The sequence below is a fragment of the Streptomyces sp. SID3343 genome (assembly GCF_009865215.1).
Classification (GTDB): domain Bacteria; phylum Actinomycetota; class Actinomycetes; order Streptomycetales; family Streptomycetaceae; genus Embleya.
This window is the reverse complement of the sequence record NZ_WWJX01001168.1, coordinates 1-14,941: the sequence shown is the minus strand read 5'-3', so window position 1 is coordinate 14,941 and position 14,941 is coordinate 1. Positions and strand designations below refer to the sequence as shown.

General features: G+C 70.8%; 13 protein-coding genes and 1 riboswitch. Of the genes, 4 read left to right on the top strand and 9 right to left on the bottom strand.

Annotation, left to right across the window (positions count from 1 at the left end; all coding sequences use genetic code 11):
- On the top strand, nt 1-3,009 hold a 3,009-nt coding region (locus tag GT354_RS36975), incomplete at its 5' end, for a hypothetical protein (protein ID WP_161360761.1).
- Between the two features lie 266 nt (nt 3,010-3,275).
- On the opposite strand, the gene GT354_RS36970 is transcribed toward GT354_RS36975, so the two are convergent.
- Complete coding sequence (locus tag GT354_RS36970) at nt 3,276-4,025, bottom strand: hypothetical protein (protein ID WP_161360760.1); 750 nt, start codon at nt 4,023-4,025, stop codon at nt 3,276-3,278.
- Between the two features lie 85 nt (nt 4,026-4,110).
- Nucleotides 4,111-4,962 (bottom strand): hypothetical protein, encoded by an 852-nt coding sequence (locus GT354_RS36965; RefSeq protein ID WP_161360759.1) that lies wholly within the window; start codon nt 4,960-4,962, stop codon nt 4,111-4,113.
- A 9-nt stretch (nt 4,963-4,971) separates the two neighbouring features.
- Between GT354_RS36965 and GT354_RS56030 the strand changes: the two genes are divergently transcribed.
- A complete protein-coding gene (locus tag GT354_RS56030; RefSeq protein ID WP_272923953.1) occupies nt 4,972-5,106 on the top strand; it encodes a hypothetical protein in 135 nt (44 codons plus the stop codon).
- Here GT354_RS56030 and GT354_RS36960 read toward each other — a convergent pair.
- Genes GT354_RS36960 through GT354_RS36950 form a run of 3 tightly spaced genes read right to left on the bottom strand, consistent with a single transcriptional unit; the run spans nt 5,103 to nt 8,289 of the window.
- Entirely contained in the window at nt 5,103-6,164 is a 1,062-nt protein-coding gene (locus tag GT354_RS36960; RefSeq protein ID WP_161360758.1) for a low specificity L-threonine aldolase, read from the bottom strand. The genes GT354_RS56030 and GT354_RS36960 overlap by 4 nt on opposite strands.
- Nucleotides 6,146-6,847 (bottom strand): SDR family NAD(P)-dependent oxidoreductase, encoded by a 702-nt coding sequence (locus GT354_RS36955; RefSeq protein WP_161360757.1) that lies wholly within the window; start codon nt 6,845-6,847, stop codon nt 6,146-6,148. The genes GT354_RS36960 and GT354_RS36955 overlap by 19 nt, the downstream gene beginning before the upstream one ends.
- Nucleotides 6,844-8,289, bottom strand: coding sequence for a DUF6421 family protein (locus tag GT354_RS36950; protein ID WP_237535830.1), 1,446 nt, complete (start codon nt 8,287-8,289; stop codon nt 6,844-6,846). The genes GT354_RS36955 and GT354_RS36950 overlap by 4 nt, the downstream gene beginning before the upstream one ends.
- A gap of 512 nt (nt 8,290-8,801) precedes the next feature.
- On the opposite strand from GT354_RS36950, the gene GT354_RS36945 reads away from it, so the two are divergent.
- Nucleotides 8,802-10,139, top strand: coding sequence for a nucleobase:cation symporter-2 family protein (locus GT354_RS36945; protein ID WP_237535831.1), 1,338 nt, complete (start codon nt 8,802-8,804; stop codon nt 10,137-10,139).
- Nucleotides 10,140-10,292: 153 nt separating this feature from the next.
- Here GT354_RS36945 and GT354_RS36940 read toward each other — a convergent pair whose 3' ends face one another.
- The 4 genes from GT354_RS36940 to GT354_RS36925 form a co-directional block, all read right to left on the bottom strand.
- Nucleotides 10,293-11,090, bottom strand: coding sequence for a transglycosylase family protein (locus tag GT354_RS36940; protein WP_161360755.1), 798 nt, complete (start codon nt 11,088-11,090; stop codon nt 10,293-10,295).
- A riboswitch (cyclic di-AMP (ydaO/yuaA leader) is annotated at nt 11,091-11,282 on the bottom strand.
- A 206-nt stretch (nt 11,283-11,488) separates the two neighbouring features.
- Nucleotides 11,489-11,824: an EthD family reductase gene (locus GT354_RS36935; RefSeq protein ID WP_161360754.1), complete on the bottom strand. Its 336-nt coding sequence runs from the start codon at nt 11,822-11,824 to the stop codon at nt 11,489-11,491.
- A gap of 49 nt (nt 11,825-11,873) precedes the next feature.
- Nucleotides 11,874-12,725 carry a phosphoenolpyruvate hydrolase family protein gene (locus GT354_RS36930; protein WP_161360753.1) on the bottom strand — a complete coding sequence of 284 codons (852 nt, stop codon included), beginning with the start codon at nt 12,723-12,725 and terminating at the stop codon, nt 11,874-11,876.
- Nucleotide 12,726: 1 nt separating this feature from the next.
- On the bottom strand, nt 12,727-13,971 hold the full coding sequence (locus tag GT354_RS36925; protein ID WP_161360762.1) for a Tm-1-like ATP-binding domain-containing protein: 1,245 nt from the start codon (nt 13,969-13,971) through the stop codon (nt 12,727-12,729).
- Between the two features lie 161 nt (nt 13,972-14,132).
- Here GT354_RS36925 and GT354_RS36920 point away from each other — a divergent pair, with 161 nt between their 5' ends.
- Complete coding sequence (locus tag GT354_RS36920; protein ID WP_161360752.1) at nt 14,133-14,918, top strand: SDR family oxidoreductase; 786 nt, start codon at nt 14,133-14,135, stop codon at nt 14,916-14,918.
- The last annotated feature ends 23 nt before the right edge of the window (nt 14,919-14,941 follow it).

Here is a 14,941-nt window from a genome sequence, read left to right as displayed (position 1 = left end):
GTACTGCGCACCGGTCGGCGCCGCGCATTGGCCGACCGGATCGTCGCGGACGTCCTCGCGGTCCGCGGCCCCGACGAGGCCGCCCGCGTCCTGGCCGCGTGCGGTGCGGACGTCGTCGCCGCGCAGTTGCCCGCGCTCGGTCACCTGACCCGGCTGCGGATCGCCCTCGCCCGGATCCATCCCGAGGTGGTTCTCGACGACAGCGCCCGCCAACTCGCCGAACTCCCGCGATCCGCGCGGGAGCAGTGGTGGTGGCGACACGCGCGAAGCGTGTTCGCGACCGTCGATCGGCACCCCCATCGAGTCCTCGACCTGATCGAGCGACACGGGCCGCGCGAGGTGCTGCCGTTCGCGTCGATCGCGTGGATCCCTCGGCTCTTGACCGCCGATCACGAGCGCGTGCTGCGGCTGTTGGTCGAGGCGGAGCGGATCGGACCGACGGTCTCGCGGCTGAGCACCGGCGCGGTGCGCCGGGTGGTCGACACCCGCTCGCCCACCCTGGTCGACCTGGGGCGCGAACTGCGCCGCGACGACGCGAGCCTGGTCCGCCTCATGCGGATGATGCCGCCGAGTCGCCGGGCCGCGTTCCACGACGCGGTCAACGCCGACCGCGACGTGAGCCGAGCCGTCCTGGGCGACGCCGTCCTGGCCGTGCTGCCGCGCGAGCGTCGATACGTCGAGGTCCGTCGGATGCTCACGCTCCCGCACGCCGACGCGCACGAGTCGCAGCGCCTGGCCCTGCTCGCCCACCTCCCGCTGAACGAGGTACGCGCCGAACTCGTCGCGACGACCCGCCGACCCGATGCCGTCCAACGCGCCGCGGGCTACCGCCGCCTGATCGCGTGTGCCGCGGCCGGTGGCGACGCCGCCGGCTTCGGCGCGCTCCTGCGGTCGCTGAGCAGGCTGCGCAACGAGCAGGACCCGGTGCGGAGGGCGGCGCTGCGGGCCGTCGCGGAGGCCGACCCGCGGCTGTTCGACCACGACGTCGCCGACGTACTGGCCGAGTTCGCTCGCGACGCGTTGGAGGCGCGGGACACGTCGCACCAAACCCGCACGCACATCACCGATCTCGCGTCACGCCTGCTGACCCACCATCTGGTGGGCGGTGCACCCGAGTTGACCGGGTGGGCACTGGGTACCTTCGAAGGCGTCGCCGCGCAGGCGGGTTGGGTGCGACTGCACGACATCGGCGTCGGCCTGCGCCGTGGGCGCGAACACGAGATCCACGCCGCGTTGCGCCCGTGGATCGCGGCCCAGGACGCCCGCGGGGACTACTGGTTGGCGTTCGCGCTCGCAGCCGGGCTCGGCAAACGAGCCCGGGACATCGACGAGTTGCAGGAGACGCTGGGTCGGGCGACCCGCAGCAAGAACGTCTCGGTCGCCCGGATCGCGATCGAGCACTGGCTGGACGACCCGCGCAGCCGTACCGAGCGCGCCGTCGAACTCGTCGCCCGGGACCCGTCGACGGCCGCCCTGCCCGTCGTCCTGCGGACGATCGCCGCGCACCGGCCCGACCTGCTCGACCCGTATCTGACGGGGCTACGCCTGCGCGGCCGGTTCGTCCCCGACCACACTCGTTGGGTGCCGTATCTGCCCTTCGGCTGCCTGGAACGACTGCTGCCGCGTCAACAACGCGCGTACGCGAAGCTCATGGTCGAACTCGTCGAGGACACCGGCCAACACGGTTACACCAGGGTCGGCGCACTGCGACACCTGGCCCGGATACCGGAGTTCGGCCGAGCCGAACTGCTCGGCTACGTCGACTCCGCCGACGTGACGTTGGTCGAGGCGGCGCTGATCGGCCTCACCCACACCACCGACCCCGCCGCGGCCTTGCCGATCCTGCTCGCGCACGTCGACGACGACCGCGCGCGGGTGGCGATCCACGCGGCGTCGCGCGCCGCGCGCTACACCGCACCCTCGGTGCTGGCGTCGCTGCTGCGCCCCGTGCTGCTCGGCACCGGCAAGGTGACGTCGCGCAAGGAGGCGGTACGGATCGCCGTGCGCGAGGGCATTCCGGGCGCGGTCGCCTTGGCCGCGCAGGTGTGGCAAGCGGAAAACCAGCATCGTGACGTGCGCGGCGCGGTCTTGGACGCGCTGCTCGATCGGCTCGGCGACGAACCGTCGTGGGCGGTCCTGCACGCCGCGGTCGAGGGTCCGCGCGAGCTGACCACGACCGTCCTGCACACGTCGCCGTCGACGATCGCGCCGGCCCTGCGCCCGCGCTTCGCGGCGCTGGTCACGTCGGCGTGCGAGAGCACCGACCCGGAGGTGCTGCGCGGCGCCTACCGAGCCTTCCCCGGCTGGGCGTCGTGGTCACCGGGCGGCGTGACCGCGATCCGCGACGCGGTCCTGAACCTGTCCGACCGGGCCACGTGGTCCGACGCGGTCCAGGCGCTGCACGCGTTCACCGCCGACGGCGTCGCTCCGGGAGTACTCGTCGACGTGGTCGAGTCACTGATCGCCCTGGAGACCTCGGGCGCCGGCCCGGACGCCGAGGCCGACCGCGACCACCCGGCGCGGCGCCGACTGGCCGCGTTGCTGCGCGCGTCCCGAGCCTGGGCGCACCGGCAACCGGCCACCGCCGAGCCGATCCTGCGGCCGGTCCTGGCCGTGCTGGCCCACGCGCCCGAACTACGCACGGAGGCGGCCGTGACGACCGCGGCCACTATTCCCCTGGACGACGCCGACACCGCCGACCGGCTGACCGCGCTCGCCGAACTGTGCGCGGACCGGGTCGTCCCGGCCCTGGCGGCCTCGGACGAACTGCACGATCGGCTCGGGCAGCCGCACACGTCCTTCGATCGCGACGTGCTCCTGCGGGCCGTGCGCACGCTCGCGCTCGGTCCGTCCGCGCCCGCCGGGGTGATCGCGTACGGCATCACCCGCTCCGTCGGCCCGGCGTCGGGATGGCCGGACCGGTGGCGCACGGTGATCCGCACGCTACGCGCCCACCCGGACCCGGACGTACGCGAGTTCGCGCTGAACCTGGCCACCGCGACCGAATAGCCGAACCACCGGCCGGTCCCGACCCGCCGCCCCGGGACCGGCGGTGCGGACTCGACGCCGCGTCGGGGCTCCATCACGGCCGGGGCTCGGCGCGGCCGTCGCCGGCTCGATCCAACCGTCCTCCGGCGCACAGTCGTCGTCCACGACCACGAACTCCCCTCCCCGAGGGCGATCTCGTGCCCACGCAGTGCCTCGGCCGAGGTCGAGCAGGCGCGGGCCCGCCGGCAGGTTCCGACCGCACGGCCTGGTCGCCGTCCGCGACGGGGTCAGCTCTCCTGGGTGCGCAACAGCCGCAGGAACGCCTTGATACCCGAGATCACTTCCTGGTTGTCCGTCAACTGGCTGATGGTGTCCTCGAACCGGCGGCCGAGGGCTTCGATCTTGCGATCGCTCGCGTGGTCCCGATCGCTCGCCGCCGCGGCGTTCGAGGCGACGGCGATCTTGAGTTCCTCGGTGGTCTCGGTGAGTTCGACCGTCCTGATCTCCAACACCGAGACCTTGTCCTCCAGCGCGGTGACCCGGTCGATCAGCGCGAGCACATCGTCTCGCGGGTGGGTCACTTCGCGCAGCATGCTCTTCAGGCGCAGGCTCAAGTGCGCCAGGTACGCCTGACTGGGCCGAAAGAGCGTGCTGAGCAGATAGAAACCGGCGAAGTAGTAGCCGACGACGCCACCCGAGACCCAGGTGATCACCGCGATCACCACGGCCGACACGAGGTGCGCGCCGAGCGCGCCCCACAGCAGGCGCTGCGCGATCCGCCGCGCCTCCGGCTCGCGCTCGGCGGAGACCGCGATGCCCTTCCCCCGGCTGGTGTGGATCTCCCGAATCAGCTGCCGGGCCCGGAAGTACAGGGTCCACGGCACCGTGAGCACCACGATCAGCCAGAACAGGCACAGCGCGCCCGCGCCGAGGGACAACAGATTCGCCAACGAGACGTCGGAGACGAAGTACAGGACGACCCCGAGGATCGCCGTACCGAGGAAGACCAGAAAAGCCGTGACTTTGACCGCGCCCACCGAATGCAACTCCCCCACCCCATCGCCCCGTCCACTCGAACGGCGCGTGCTCGGACTGTAGGGCACGGTGCGAACGGCCGCCGTGCTACAGCGCGGGGAGCCCCATCGGATTCGGAAAGGGCACGTCCCCCGCGTCCACAACGCGGCGGGCGATCGCTCCCAGCAGGTGGACGGCACGGTCGGTTCGCGCACTCGACCAGACCCGGTAGGGGCGCCCGGCGAGTGCGTCGGTACGGGCCTCCACCCGGCTCCGCAACGCGCGACCGGCCACACTCGCCCCGCCGTCGGCGACCAACAGACCACGCGCGAGCAGCCGTTCCTCCGTCGCCGCCCACTCTTGCGGGGACCAGCCCCGATTGGCGCGCAACACCTCGGCCGGTGTCCCCTCCGCGGCGGCGAACAGCACGTGCGCCTCGCACCCGTCCAACCCCTCCGCCGCGAGCACCGCGACGTGCCCGTCACCGCGCTGCTCCCGCAGACACGTGGCGAGTTGCCACACCCGCGCGACCGGATCGTCCGCGTCCTCCAGCTCCCGATTGGCCGCGAACAACACCCGCCCCGCTCCGTCGGCCGTCTCGACCACGGGCCGCAGCAGCCCGTCCAACTCCCGGGCGACTCCCTCGATCCCGGGGTCGACCCGGCGCAGCGCCGCCGCCGCGGCCTCCTGACGGGCCGTCACCACGGCCTCGGGCGCGGCGAATCCCCATGCGTCCGGCACGGCCCGCCGCACCATCGCGGGATGGAAGTTGTAGAACGCCGCTGCCACCACCCCGGCCGAGACCGCCCCGAGCGGTGCGGCCCGCCCTCCGAAATAGCCCATCCAAAAACCGCGCAGCCCCACCGCCTTGTGCGCGGCGATACTCTCCGGTGCGAAATACGTCACCGCGTGTACCGGTTCCAACACCCGCCACACCCGCCGAGCAACCCCGTCGTCCATCCCCTCATCGTGCCGGCTCCCCCGCTCGGCCAGCCGCTCGTGGCGATCACCGGGTGGCTCGCACACGCCGGCGGCACGGCCGGCGCACCCGGCCGCGAAGGCCCCGCGCTCGCGGGCGTCGTCCTCTCGTCCGCGGGCTTCTAACGCAGTTCTTCCGCCAACGCCGCCACGAACGCGTCCACGTCGGCCTCCGTCGTGTCGAACGCCGTGACCCAGCGCACCTCCCCGGTGGACTCGTCCCACGTGTAGAACCGGAACCGCTTTTGCATGCGCTCGGTCACGTCCACCGGCAACACCGCGAAGACCGCGTTCGCCTGCGGCATCCGTGTCAACGAGACGCCTTCGATGTCCGCGACCCGCTCGGCGAGACGCGTGGCCATCGCGTTCGCCTGCCGCGCGTTGCGCAGCCACAGGTCGTTCGCGAACAGCGCCTCGAACTGCACCGAGACGAACCGCATCTTCGACGCCAGCTGCATCGCCGACTTGCGCAGATACTCGACCCCGCGCGCCGCGTCCGGGTTGAGCACGACCACGGCTTCGCCGAACATCAGGCCGCTCTTGGTACCCCCGAACGAGAGCACGTCGACCCCGACGTCGGTGGTCAGCGCGCGCAGTGGGACGTCGAGCGTGGCCGCCGCGTTGGCCAGCCGCGAACCGTCCAGGTGCACGAGCATCCCGTGCCCGTGCGCGTGCTCGGCCAGAGCCGCGATCTCGTCCGGCGTGTACACCGTGCCCAGTTCGGTGCTCTCGGCGAACGAGACCACCCTGGGCTGCGCGCGGTGCACGTCGTCCCAGCCGTAGGCCTGCGCGTCCACGAGTTCGGGTGTGAGCTTGCCGTCGGGGGTGGGCACGGTGAGCAGCTTGAGTCCGGCGACCTTTTCCGGCGCCCCGCACTCGTCGACGTGGATGTGTGCGCTCTCCGCGCAGATCACCGAGGACCAGCGGTCGGTCATCGCCTGGAGACCGATCACGTTGGCGCCGGTGCCGTTGAACACCGGGAACGCTTGGGCGCGTTCGCCGAAGTGCGCGCGGAAGATCTCGCCCAGGTGCTCGGTGTACACGTCCTCGCCGTACGACACCTGGTGGCCACCGTTGGCGATCGCTATCGCGGTCAGCACCTCGGGGTGGACGCCCGCGTAGTTGTCGCTCGCGAAGCCGCGCGCGTTCGGGTCGTGACGCACAGTCAGGGGACGTTCAGGCACAGTCGTTTCCCGTTCAGGTCGGTTGCGGTCAGGTTCCACAGACCGGCGATCTCGTCGGCGAGATCGCCGACGTCGGTGAAGCCGGCGAACTTGGCGTTGGGTCGAGCTTCTCGCATCGCGTCGTCGACGAGTGCCTTGACCACCAGGATCACCGCCGCCGCGTCGGTCTCGGCGAACGAGTCGGCCAGCGCGAGCGTCCACGTCTCGGCGGCGGCCTTGGCCGCCGCGTAGCCGGCGTTGCCCGCCGCGGGCTTGGCCGCCGCGGCTGCCGACACCAGCGCGAACCGGCCGCGCGGGCTGCGGGCGAGCGAGTCGTGGAAGGCCAGGCTCGTGTGCTGGACGGTACGCACGAGCAGGTCGTGCAGGAGCGCCCAGTCGTCGAGCGAGTTGTCGCCGAACTTCTTGCCGCCGCGCCACCCGCCGACCAGGTGCACGAGCCCGTCCACGCGCCCGTGTTCGTGCTCGACCTGCGCCGCCCAGCGCCGGGTGGCGTCGGCGTCGAGCAGGTCCACGACCGCGCCGCGGGCACCGGGCGCCGCGTCCACCGAATCGCGCAACCGCTGCGCGTCCGCATCCGCGCCGTACACCTGCGCGCCGGCACGCGCGAGCCGCGCGACCACGGCCCGCCCGGTCGGCCCACCCGCACCGGCCACGGCGATCACCGCTCCGTCGAGACCCGTCATCCGGTCCGCTCCACTTCTTCCACATCGACCACATCGACATCGACGGTTTCCAAAGGCACAGCCACCGCGCCCCCATCCGAGCCCGACGCCGCCGGCGTACTCGGCACCGCGTCCGCCGTGATCCCGCGCGTCGAGGCGATCACGTCGCGCAGTCGCCGCCTGAGCGCTTCGTAGAACATGCTCAGCGGAAACTCGTCGGGCAACACCGCGTCCACCAGCCCCTTGGGCGGCCCGTCCATCGGCAGCGCGGCGAGCCCGCGCGCCCACGTGGATCCGGGGTTGGGCGGTACATGGCCCGACACCAACTCGTAGGCGGCGAGCCAGTGTCCGACCTTCGAGCGGTCCACGCCCTCGCGGTACAACCGGTCGACCTCGTCGTAGAGCCCGAGCACCGAATCGGCGATCCGATCCCAGTCGACCGTGAGCCGGTTGTCACTCCACTCCAGGACGCCGTCCCGGTGCAGGTGGGCGAACAGGAGTTGCCCGCCGAGCCCGTCGTAGTTGCGCTCACGGCCCCCCGTCACCGGGAAGCGGAACAGCCGGTCGAACACGATCGCGTACTGCACCAGCCGCGCGGTCGGCACACCCTCGGCCGCCAATGCGACGGCCTCGCGGAAGGCGGTCAGGTCGCACCGCAGCTCTTCGAGCGCGTACATCCAGTAGGGCATCCGCTGCTTGATCATGAATGGGTCGAACGGCATGTGCCCGCGCCCGTGGGTGCGGTCGTGGATCAGGTCCCACAGCACGAACGCGTCCTGCGCAAGCTGCTGATCGGCCACCAACTCCGCCGCTTCCGGCGAAAGTTCGAGGTCCAACGCAGTCGCGGCGGCAGTGACGACCCGACGGAACCTGGCCGCCTCGCGGTCGCAGAAGATGCCGCCCCACGTGAACCTCGGCACCTCGCGCACGGCCACGGTCTCCGGGAAGAGCACGGCCGAGTCGGTGTCGTAGCCGTCGGTGAAGTCGACGAACGCGACCGGCACGAACATCGCGTTGTCGTAGCGCTCCGCTTCGAGCGCGGCCAACCATTCGGGCCACACCACCCGCACGAGCACGGCCTCGACATTGCGGTTCGGATTGCCGTTCTGCGTACTCATCGGGAACACCACGAGGTGTTCCAACCCGTCCCGCCGAGCCTGTTCGGGGCGGAACGCGACGAGCGAGTCGAGGAAGTCCGGGCGGCCGAAGCCGCCGTCGGACCACCGACGAAAGTCGGCCACCACCGCACCGAGATACGCCTCGTCGTGCGGGAACAGCGGCGCGAGCCCGTCGATCGCCGTCGTGATGTCGACGACGAGCGAGCGCGCGGACGCGTGTTCGGCCGGCTCCACGGATCCGTCCTTCGCCTGCAACGGACGCAGGCGGGCGACGGAGTCCTTGAGCACCGGCCACAGGGGGTGATCTACGGCAGTACGGACGGCCAAGCGGGTCATGTTCGACATGGCACCCTCTCAGGAGAAAGCAGGAACCACGGTCTGACGAACCTATGTCAAAAGAAATCACCGTCACAAGGCCATTCCAAACGTTTTTTTATCGTCACTGCTCCGATTTGCACCAATTAGTTGAGATTGTCCTGACTCTCCTTTGCCCCGATACCCGCAGGCCGCCGGAGGAAGCCACAGGTTCTTCGCCGCGCCGGATGCCGGCGGCTGTAGCTATTGCCATCGATCGGGCCCGTCCCTACAGTCTCGTTCTGCTTGACGGAATCTTGATTCCGGATAGTGGAATAGCCGCCAGGAGGATCGCCCCGGATGTGCATCCACTCCCCCTGACGAACCTGCGATCCCGTACGTCCAACGGGCCGGGCCGTCGCGAGACGGCATCCGATGTGGAGGCACCACTCATGGGCTGGAGAACCACCAGGAAAACCGCGGGCACCCCGAGCGCGATACCGGGGTCCGCACCCGGCGAGGCGACCGTCCACCCTGTCGACGAACTGCTGCCACCGGGACGCATGGTGGTGGGCGCCCTGCAACACGTGGCCACGATGTACGCCGGGGTCGCGGCCCCGCCGCTGATCATCGGCGGTGCGCTGGGGCTGTCGGCGACCGAGACGACCACGCTGCTCGGCGCGAACCTGCTGATCGCGGGTCTGGCCACCCTCCTCCAGACCCTGGGCTTTTGGCGGGTGGGCTCAAGACTGCCGTTCGTCAACGGCGTCACGTTCGCGGCGGTGTCGCCGATCCTGGCGGTCATCGCCTCCAAGGGCGACGCGACGCTGCCGATCATCTTCGGCTCGACGATCGTCTCCGGCGTGTTCTGCTTCGTGCTCGCGCCGGTCTTCTGTCGGCTCGTCAGGTTCTTCCCACCGGTGGTCAGCGGCACGGTGATCACGCTGATCGGGGTCTCTCTGCTGCCGGTGGCGGGCAACTGGGCGCAAGGCGGCGACGCGAAGGCGTCCGGCTACGGCTCACCGACCAATCTGGGGCTGGCCGCCGCGACTTTGGTGGCGATCCTGATCCTGCACCGCGTGCTGACCGGATTCCTCCAGCGCATCGCGATCCTGCTCGGGCTGGTCGTCGGCACCCTGCTCGCGATCCCGTTCGACAAGGTGGACGGCGACGCGCTCGGCAGGCTCGCGATCTTCGAGGCGCCACAGCCGTTCGCGTTCGGCGCGCCGCAGTTCGACCTGTCGGTGACCGTGTCCATGCTCGTCGTGATGATCGTGAGCATGACCGAGTCGACGGCCGACATGATCGCCCTGAGCGAGGTGGTGGACAAGCCGGTCGACGACAAGACCATCGCGGGCGGCCTGCGCGCCGACGGCCTGGCCACCGCGTTCGGCGGGGTCTTCAACGGCTTCGCGTGCACGGCCTTCGCGCAAAACATCGGCCTGGTCGCGCTGACGCGCATCCGCAGCCGGTACGTGGTCGCGGTGTGCGGCGCGTTCCTCGTCCTGATGGGCCTGATGCCGATCGTCGGCGGCCTGGTCGCGCTCGTCCCGCAACCGGTCCTGGGCGGCGCGGGCGTCGTGCTGTTCGGCACGGTCGCGGTGGCGGGCATCCGTACTCTCGGCAAGGCCGACCTCAACGCCGGCTCCAATGCGCTGATCGTGGCCACCGCGTTGGCCTTCGGCATCTTCCCGATCGCCTACCCGGACTTCTATCACGCGTTCCCGGAGAGGCTCCGCATGATCGCCGAGTCCGGCATATCGGCCGGCTCCATCGTGGCGGTCGCGCTCAACCTGCTGCTCAACCACACCGGCCGCAAGTACGACCGAAGCACCGAGCCGCACGCGAAGTCGGTACCGGCCGAACGCATCGAAGCACCGGCCAACGCCGCCCGGGCCTGATTCGGCCCGCGCCCGCCGGGCACATCACATCGGGCGACTCGCCTTCGACAACACCGAGTCGACGACCGCCGAACGGCAATCCCGGGTACCACCCCCGGACATGGGCGTAGGCCCCGCCGGAAAGTCCGGCGGGGCCTACGTGGTGACGGTGCGTCAGCCCGCGAGGGACAGCTTCGCACCCACGTTGATCAGGTTCGGGTTGTCGCCGAGCGTGGCGTGGTTGGCGGCGTAGAGAGCCTTCCAGCCACCCTTGACGCCGGTCTTGGCCGCGATGTCGGAGAGCGTGTCGCCCGCCTTCACGGTGTAGGCGCCGGAGGCCGGCGCGTGCTTGGTGGTCGAGGACTTCGGCGTGGCCGAGGACTTCGGCGCGGACTCGGTCGAGCCGTGCTTCGGCGCGAGCTTGGCCTCGGTCCGCGCGGGAGCCTTGCTCTCGCTCTTGCGGGCCGCGTCGGTGGAGGACTTCGGAGCGGACTTGGCGTCGGACTCCGTGGACTTCTTCGGCGCGGACTTCTGCTCGACCGTGGCCTTGGTCTTGCCGCTCGACTGCTCGGCCGTGGCGTTGGCGTTGCCGCCGCCGCTCAGACCGGCCGTCTTGGAGCAGACCGGCCAGGCGCCCGGGCCCTGACCCGCGAGGACGCGCTCGGCGACCGCGATCTGCTGGGACTTGGTGGCCTGCTGGGCGCTGGACGCGTACGCGGTGCCGCCGTACGCGGCCCAGGTGCTCGGGGTGAACTGCAGACCGCCGGAGAAGCCGTTGCCCGTGTTGATGCCCCAGTTGCCGGTGCTTTCGCACTGGGCGACCTTGTCCCACGTGGAGGAGTCGGCGGCGTTCGCGGTGCCGGCCATGCCCATGAGCGGGAGAACCAGGCCGGCGCCGGCGGCGACGGCGATGCCGGCGCGACGACGGGGGGAGAGCGAACGAACCGGGGCGGTGATGGCACGGAAGGTCATTGATTACCTCGTCGGGCGCCTACGAAGTTAGCTGTCGGGTTCGGGCGGGTGGCCCGGCCTCGCCTTGATCAGGCATGGCTTCACCCCAAGACATCGACAGTGCCGATGTCGCGACTACCTTGGTTCCCCCGCTCCTGCCGCCAGTCGATATCGACTGCATCTCTCGAGCGGCGGCAGGATTCGGCGTACCGCCCGGAGAGTCCGCTTGTGCGAACAACCACGAAACTACGCACCGATTCGCCGGGTTGGCAAACATTTCAGGGGGTTTGTGATGTGCCCCATAGGCAGGAATAATCCCGTTTTGCCCTATTTGCCGCCGACTCTCGCACCATTGTGCAGGTCACGGCGTCGGTCGCTACGATGCGCTGTCTCGTGGTCACCCGTGCGTCACCGACGAGCTATTCGGTCACCGGCAGCTCCACCGGGACCACTACCCGCTCCTCGTCCCACAGGAACGTCGATCCACCGGTCGCGAAATTCGGTACATCGGCCACCGTGGCCATCCCCTCGGGCGAGGCGAGAATCGCTTCGAGCGCCGCGCGGCTCGGTGCGTACAGACCCACCACCATGTAATAGGGGGGCAGCGCGCCGGAGGGGTCCGGCTCACAGGTGCCGATCGTCCAGCCGGTGAGGCCGGCCATGGTACGGGCGATCGGCAGGTGCTTCTCCCAGTAATACGAGTCGAACGCGGCCGGGTCGGTGGGGTGGCCGTACAGCACGGTCAGCTTGTACATGTCGGAGCTTCCTCTCGATGGTCGGTCTCGTCGGCGCTCACCCGACGGTCTACTGCTCGGCGCCCCCGGACCTACCGGTCCCGGGCGTCATGGACTTGAAGGCCCGCGCCTGCGCGGTCACCGCGATCTCGGTCGGCAGCCGCTCCATACTGGAGGCGCCGAAGAAGCCGACCACGCCGTCGGTGCGCGAGAGCACGTACGCGGCGTCCGCCGGCTCGGCGATCGGGCCGCCGTGGCACAGCACGAGAATGTCCGGGTTGACCTCGACCGCCGCGTCGCGCATCTCCTGCACCCGCTCGACCGCCTGGTCCAGGCTCAGTGCGGTGGTCGCGCCGATGCTGCCCTTGGTGGTCAGGCCCATGTGCGGAACCAGCACGTCGGCCCCGGCCGCGGCCATCGCCCGGGCCTGCTCGGGGTCGAAGACGTACGGAGCGGTGAGCAATCCGCGCTCGGACGCGAGCCGGATCATCTCCACCTCCAGGCCGAAGCCCATCCCCGTCTCCTCCAGGTTCTGCCGGAAGACGCCGTCGTAGAGGCCGACGGTGGGGAAGTTCTGCACACCGGCGAAGCCCATCGCGGCGAGCCGGTCCAGGAAGTGCGGCATGATCCGGAACGGATCGGTGCCGCACACCCCCGCGAGTACGGGTGTGTTACGCACCACCGGCAGCACCTCGCCGGCCATGTCGACCACGATCGCGTTGGCGTCGCCGTACGGGAGCAGGCCGGCCAGCGAACCGCGGCCCGCCATCCGGTAGCGGCCCGAGTTGTAGATGATGATCAAGTCGACGCCGCCCTCCTCGGCACACTTGGCCGACAGGCCGGTCCCGGCGCCCGCGCCGATGACCACGCCACCCCGCTCGACGGTGGTACGCAGTCGACCCCGTGCCTCGCGTCCGTTCATGTCAGTCCACGTTTCCCTTCGTGATCAGCTCGTGCAGCCGGTCCGCCGCCGCGGTGGCGAAGGTCGGATCGTTGATGTCCGAGGCCGCCTCGTACACCTCGACGGCGGTGCCGTCGAGTCCCGCCCGCAGCGCGTCGAACAGCGCGGCGTCGGCGATCGGGTCGTGGAAGGGCGCGCCCTCCACGTCGATCGCCGAGACACCGAGCAACGGCAGATACAACGCGGTCGGCCCGGTCGCGGCGGCCAGCTTGGCCGCGATCCGGCGGCCCAGCTCGGCGTTCTCGTCCGGTGTCGTCCGCATCAGCGTCACGGTCGGGTTGTGCACGTACAGCTTCCGCTGTTCGAACCGCTCCGGCACGGTGTCGCGGGGGCCGAAGTTGACCATGTCGAGCGCGCCCACGCTCACCACCTGCGGCAATCCGGTCCGGCCGGCGGCGGTGAGCCGCTCCGGCCCGGCCGTGAGCACGCCGCCGACCAGGTCGTCGGCCAGCTCGGTCGTGGTCAGGTCGAGGATCCCGGCCAGGAAACCGGCCTCCGCCAGGTTCTCCATGGACGTGCCGCCCGCGCCGGTGGCGTGGAAGACGAGCACCTCGTAGCCCAGTTCGGTCAGCCGCTCGCGGGCCGCGTCCACCGCGGGCGTGGTCACTCCGAACATCGACGCCGCGACCAGAGGACGCCCCTCGCCGGTGACCCCCGCGACCGCCGCGCGGTCCTCGGCGTAGCCACCGGCCATGCCCGCGATCGCGTCGGCGGCGTTGCCCAGGATGCGTTCGGACAGCCGATTTATCCCCGCGATGTCGACGACGCTGTACATCATCGTGATGTCGACGGCCCCGACGTAGGGCGACACGTCGCCCGCGGCCATCGTGGACACGAGCAGCTTGGGCACCCCCACCGGCAGCGCGCGCATCGCGTGCGACGCGATCGCCGACCCTCCCGAGCCGCCGACCGCGAGCACCCCGTCGACCCTCCCCTGCTCGTACAGGTCGCGCAGTATCGTCGCGGCCCCCTCGCCCATCGCGGTGGTCGCGGTCCCCCGGTCGGCGCGGGTCCGCAGATCCTCCAGGTCCTCCCCGGCCGCCGCCGCGACATCGGCGGCCTGTACGTCCGCCTGCGCGGCCGATTCGCCGAGCACGCCCACGTTCATCAGCACCACCTCGGCGCCGCGAGCCCGAAGCCGGTAGGCCAGCCACGCGTATTCGGATCCCTTGGTATCGAGCGTTCCGAGCAGTACGACGGTGGGCATCGGTGCCTCCGGTGTGTGGTCGGTAACGGTCTGCCACATCGACAGACCGGCTTCGAACGGCCGCGCACAGTAACCCAACCCGATGATCATGGCGATTGAAAGCACTGTGCGATAGGACGGGCGCACCGATCGGAAAGTTTTTGCACGGTACGGAGGTGCCCATGTCGGCTGAACTCGACGCACACGTGGCAATCGTCGCGGGGGCGGGAGACGGCATCGGGCGCGCCACGGCGCTGGCCCTCGCCCGCGCGGGGGCGGACGTCGTGGTGGCGGCCCGCCGCAGCGGGCCGCTGACCGAACTCGCCGACGAGGCGGCGAGGCTGACGGGCCGTCGGGTGATCGCGATACCGACCGACATCGCCGACCAGGACGCGTGCCACGCGCTCGTGGACACGGCGGCCGAGCGGCTGGGACGAGTGGACGTGGTCGTCAACGTCGCGACGTACAACCCGTCGGCGCGCCTCGCGGACCTCGATCCCGACGAGTTCCGGCGCGCGTTCGAGATCAACGTTCTCGGCGTACTCGCGGTCTCGCGCGCGGCCCTGCCGCACATGCGCGCGGTCGGCGGCGGCTCGATCGTGCAGATCAGCTCGGAGGCCCCGCGCGCCAAGCTCCCGCACCTGGGCGCCTACGCGGCGACCAAGGGCGCGATGGAGGTGATGTCGGGGGTGCTCGCCAAGGAGGTCGGCCCGGACGGCGTGCGGGTCAACGTGGTGGTGGCGGGATACACCGACAATGCCAAGCTCGCGGCGTACATCGACGACATCGCGCGGCGGCGCGACGTGCCGCCGGCGACCGTGCGCGAGGAGATGGCCGCGTCGTCGGCGCTGCGCCGGATCACCCAGCCGGAGGACATCGCCGACGTCGTGGCGTTTTTGGCGTCGCCGCGCGCGCGGGCGATCACCGGCACGATCACGCCGGTGACGTCGGGGGTTTCGTTCGGCTGACGCGGAGGCGACGCGGGCTCGGC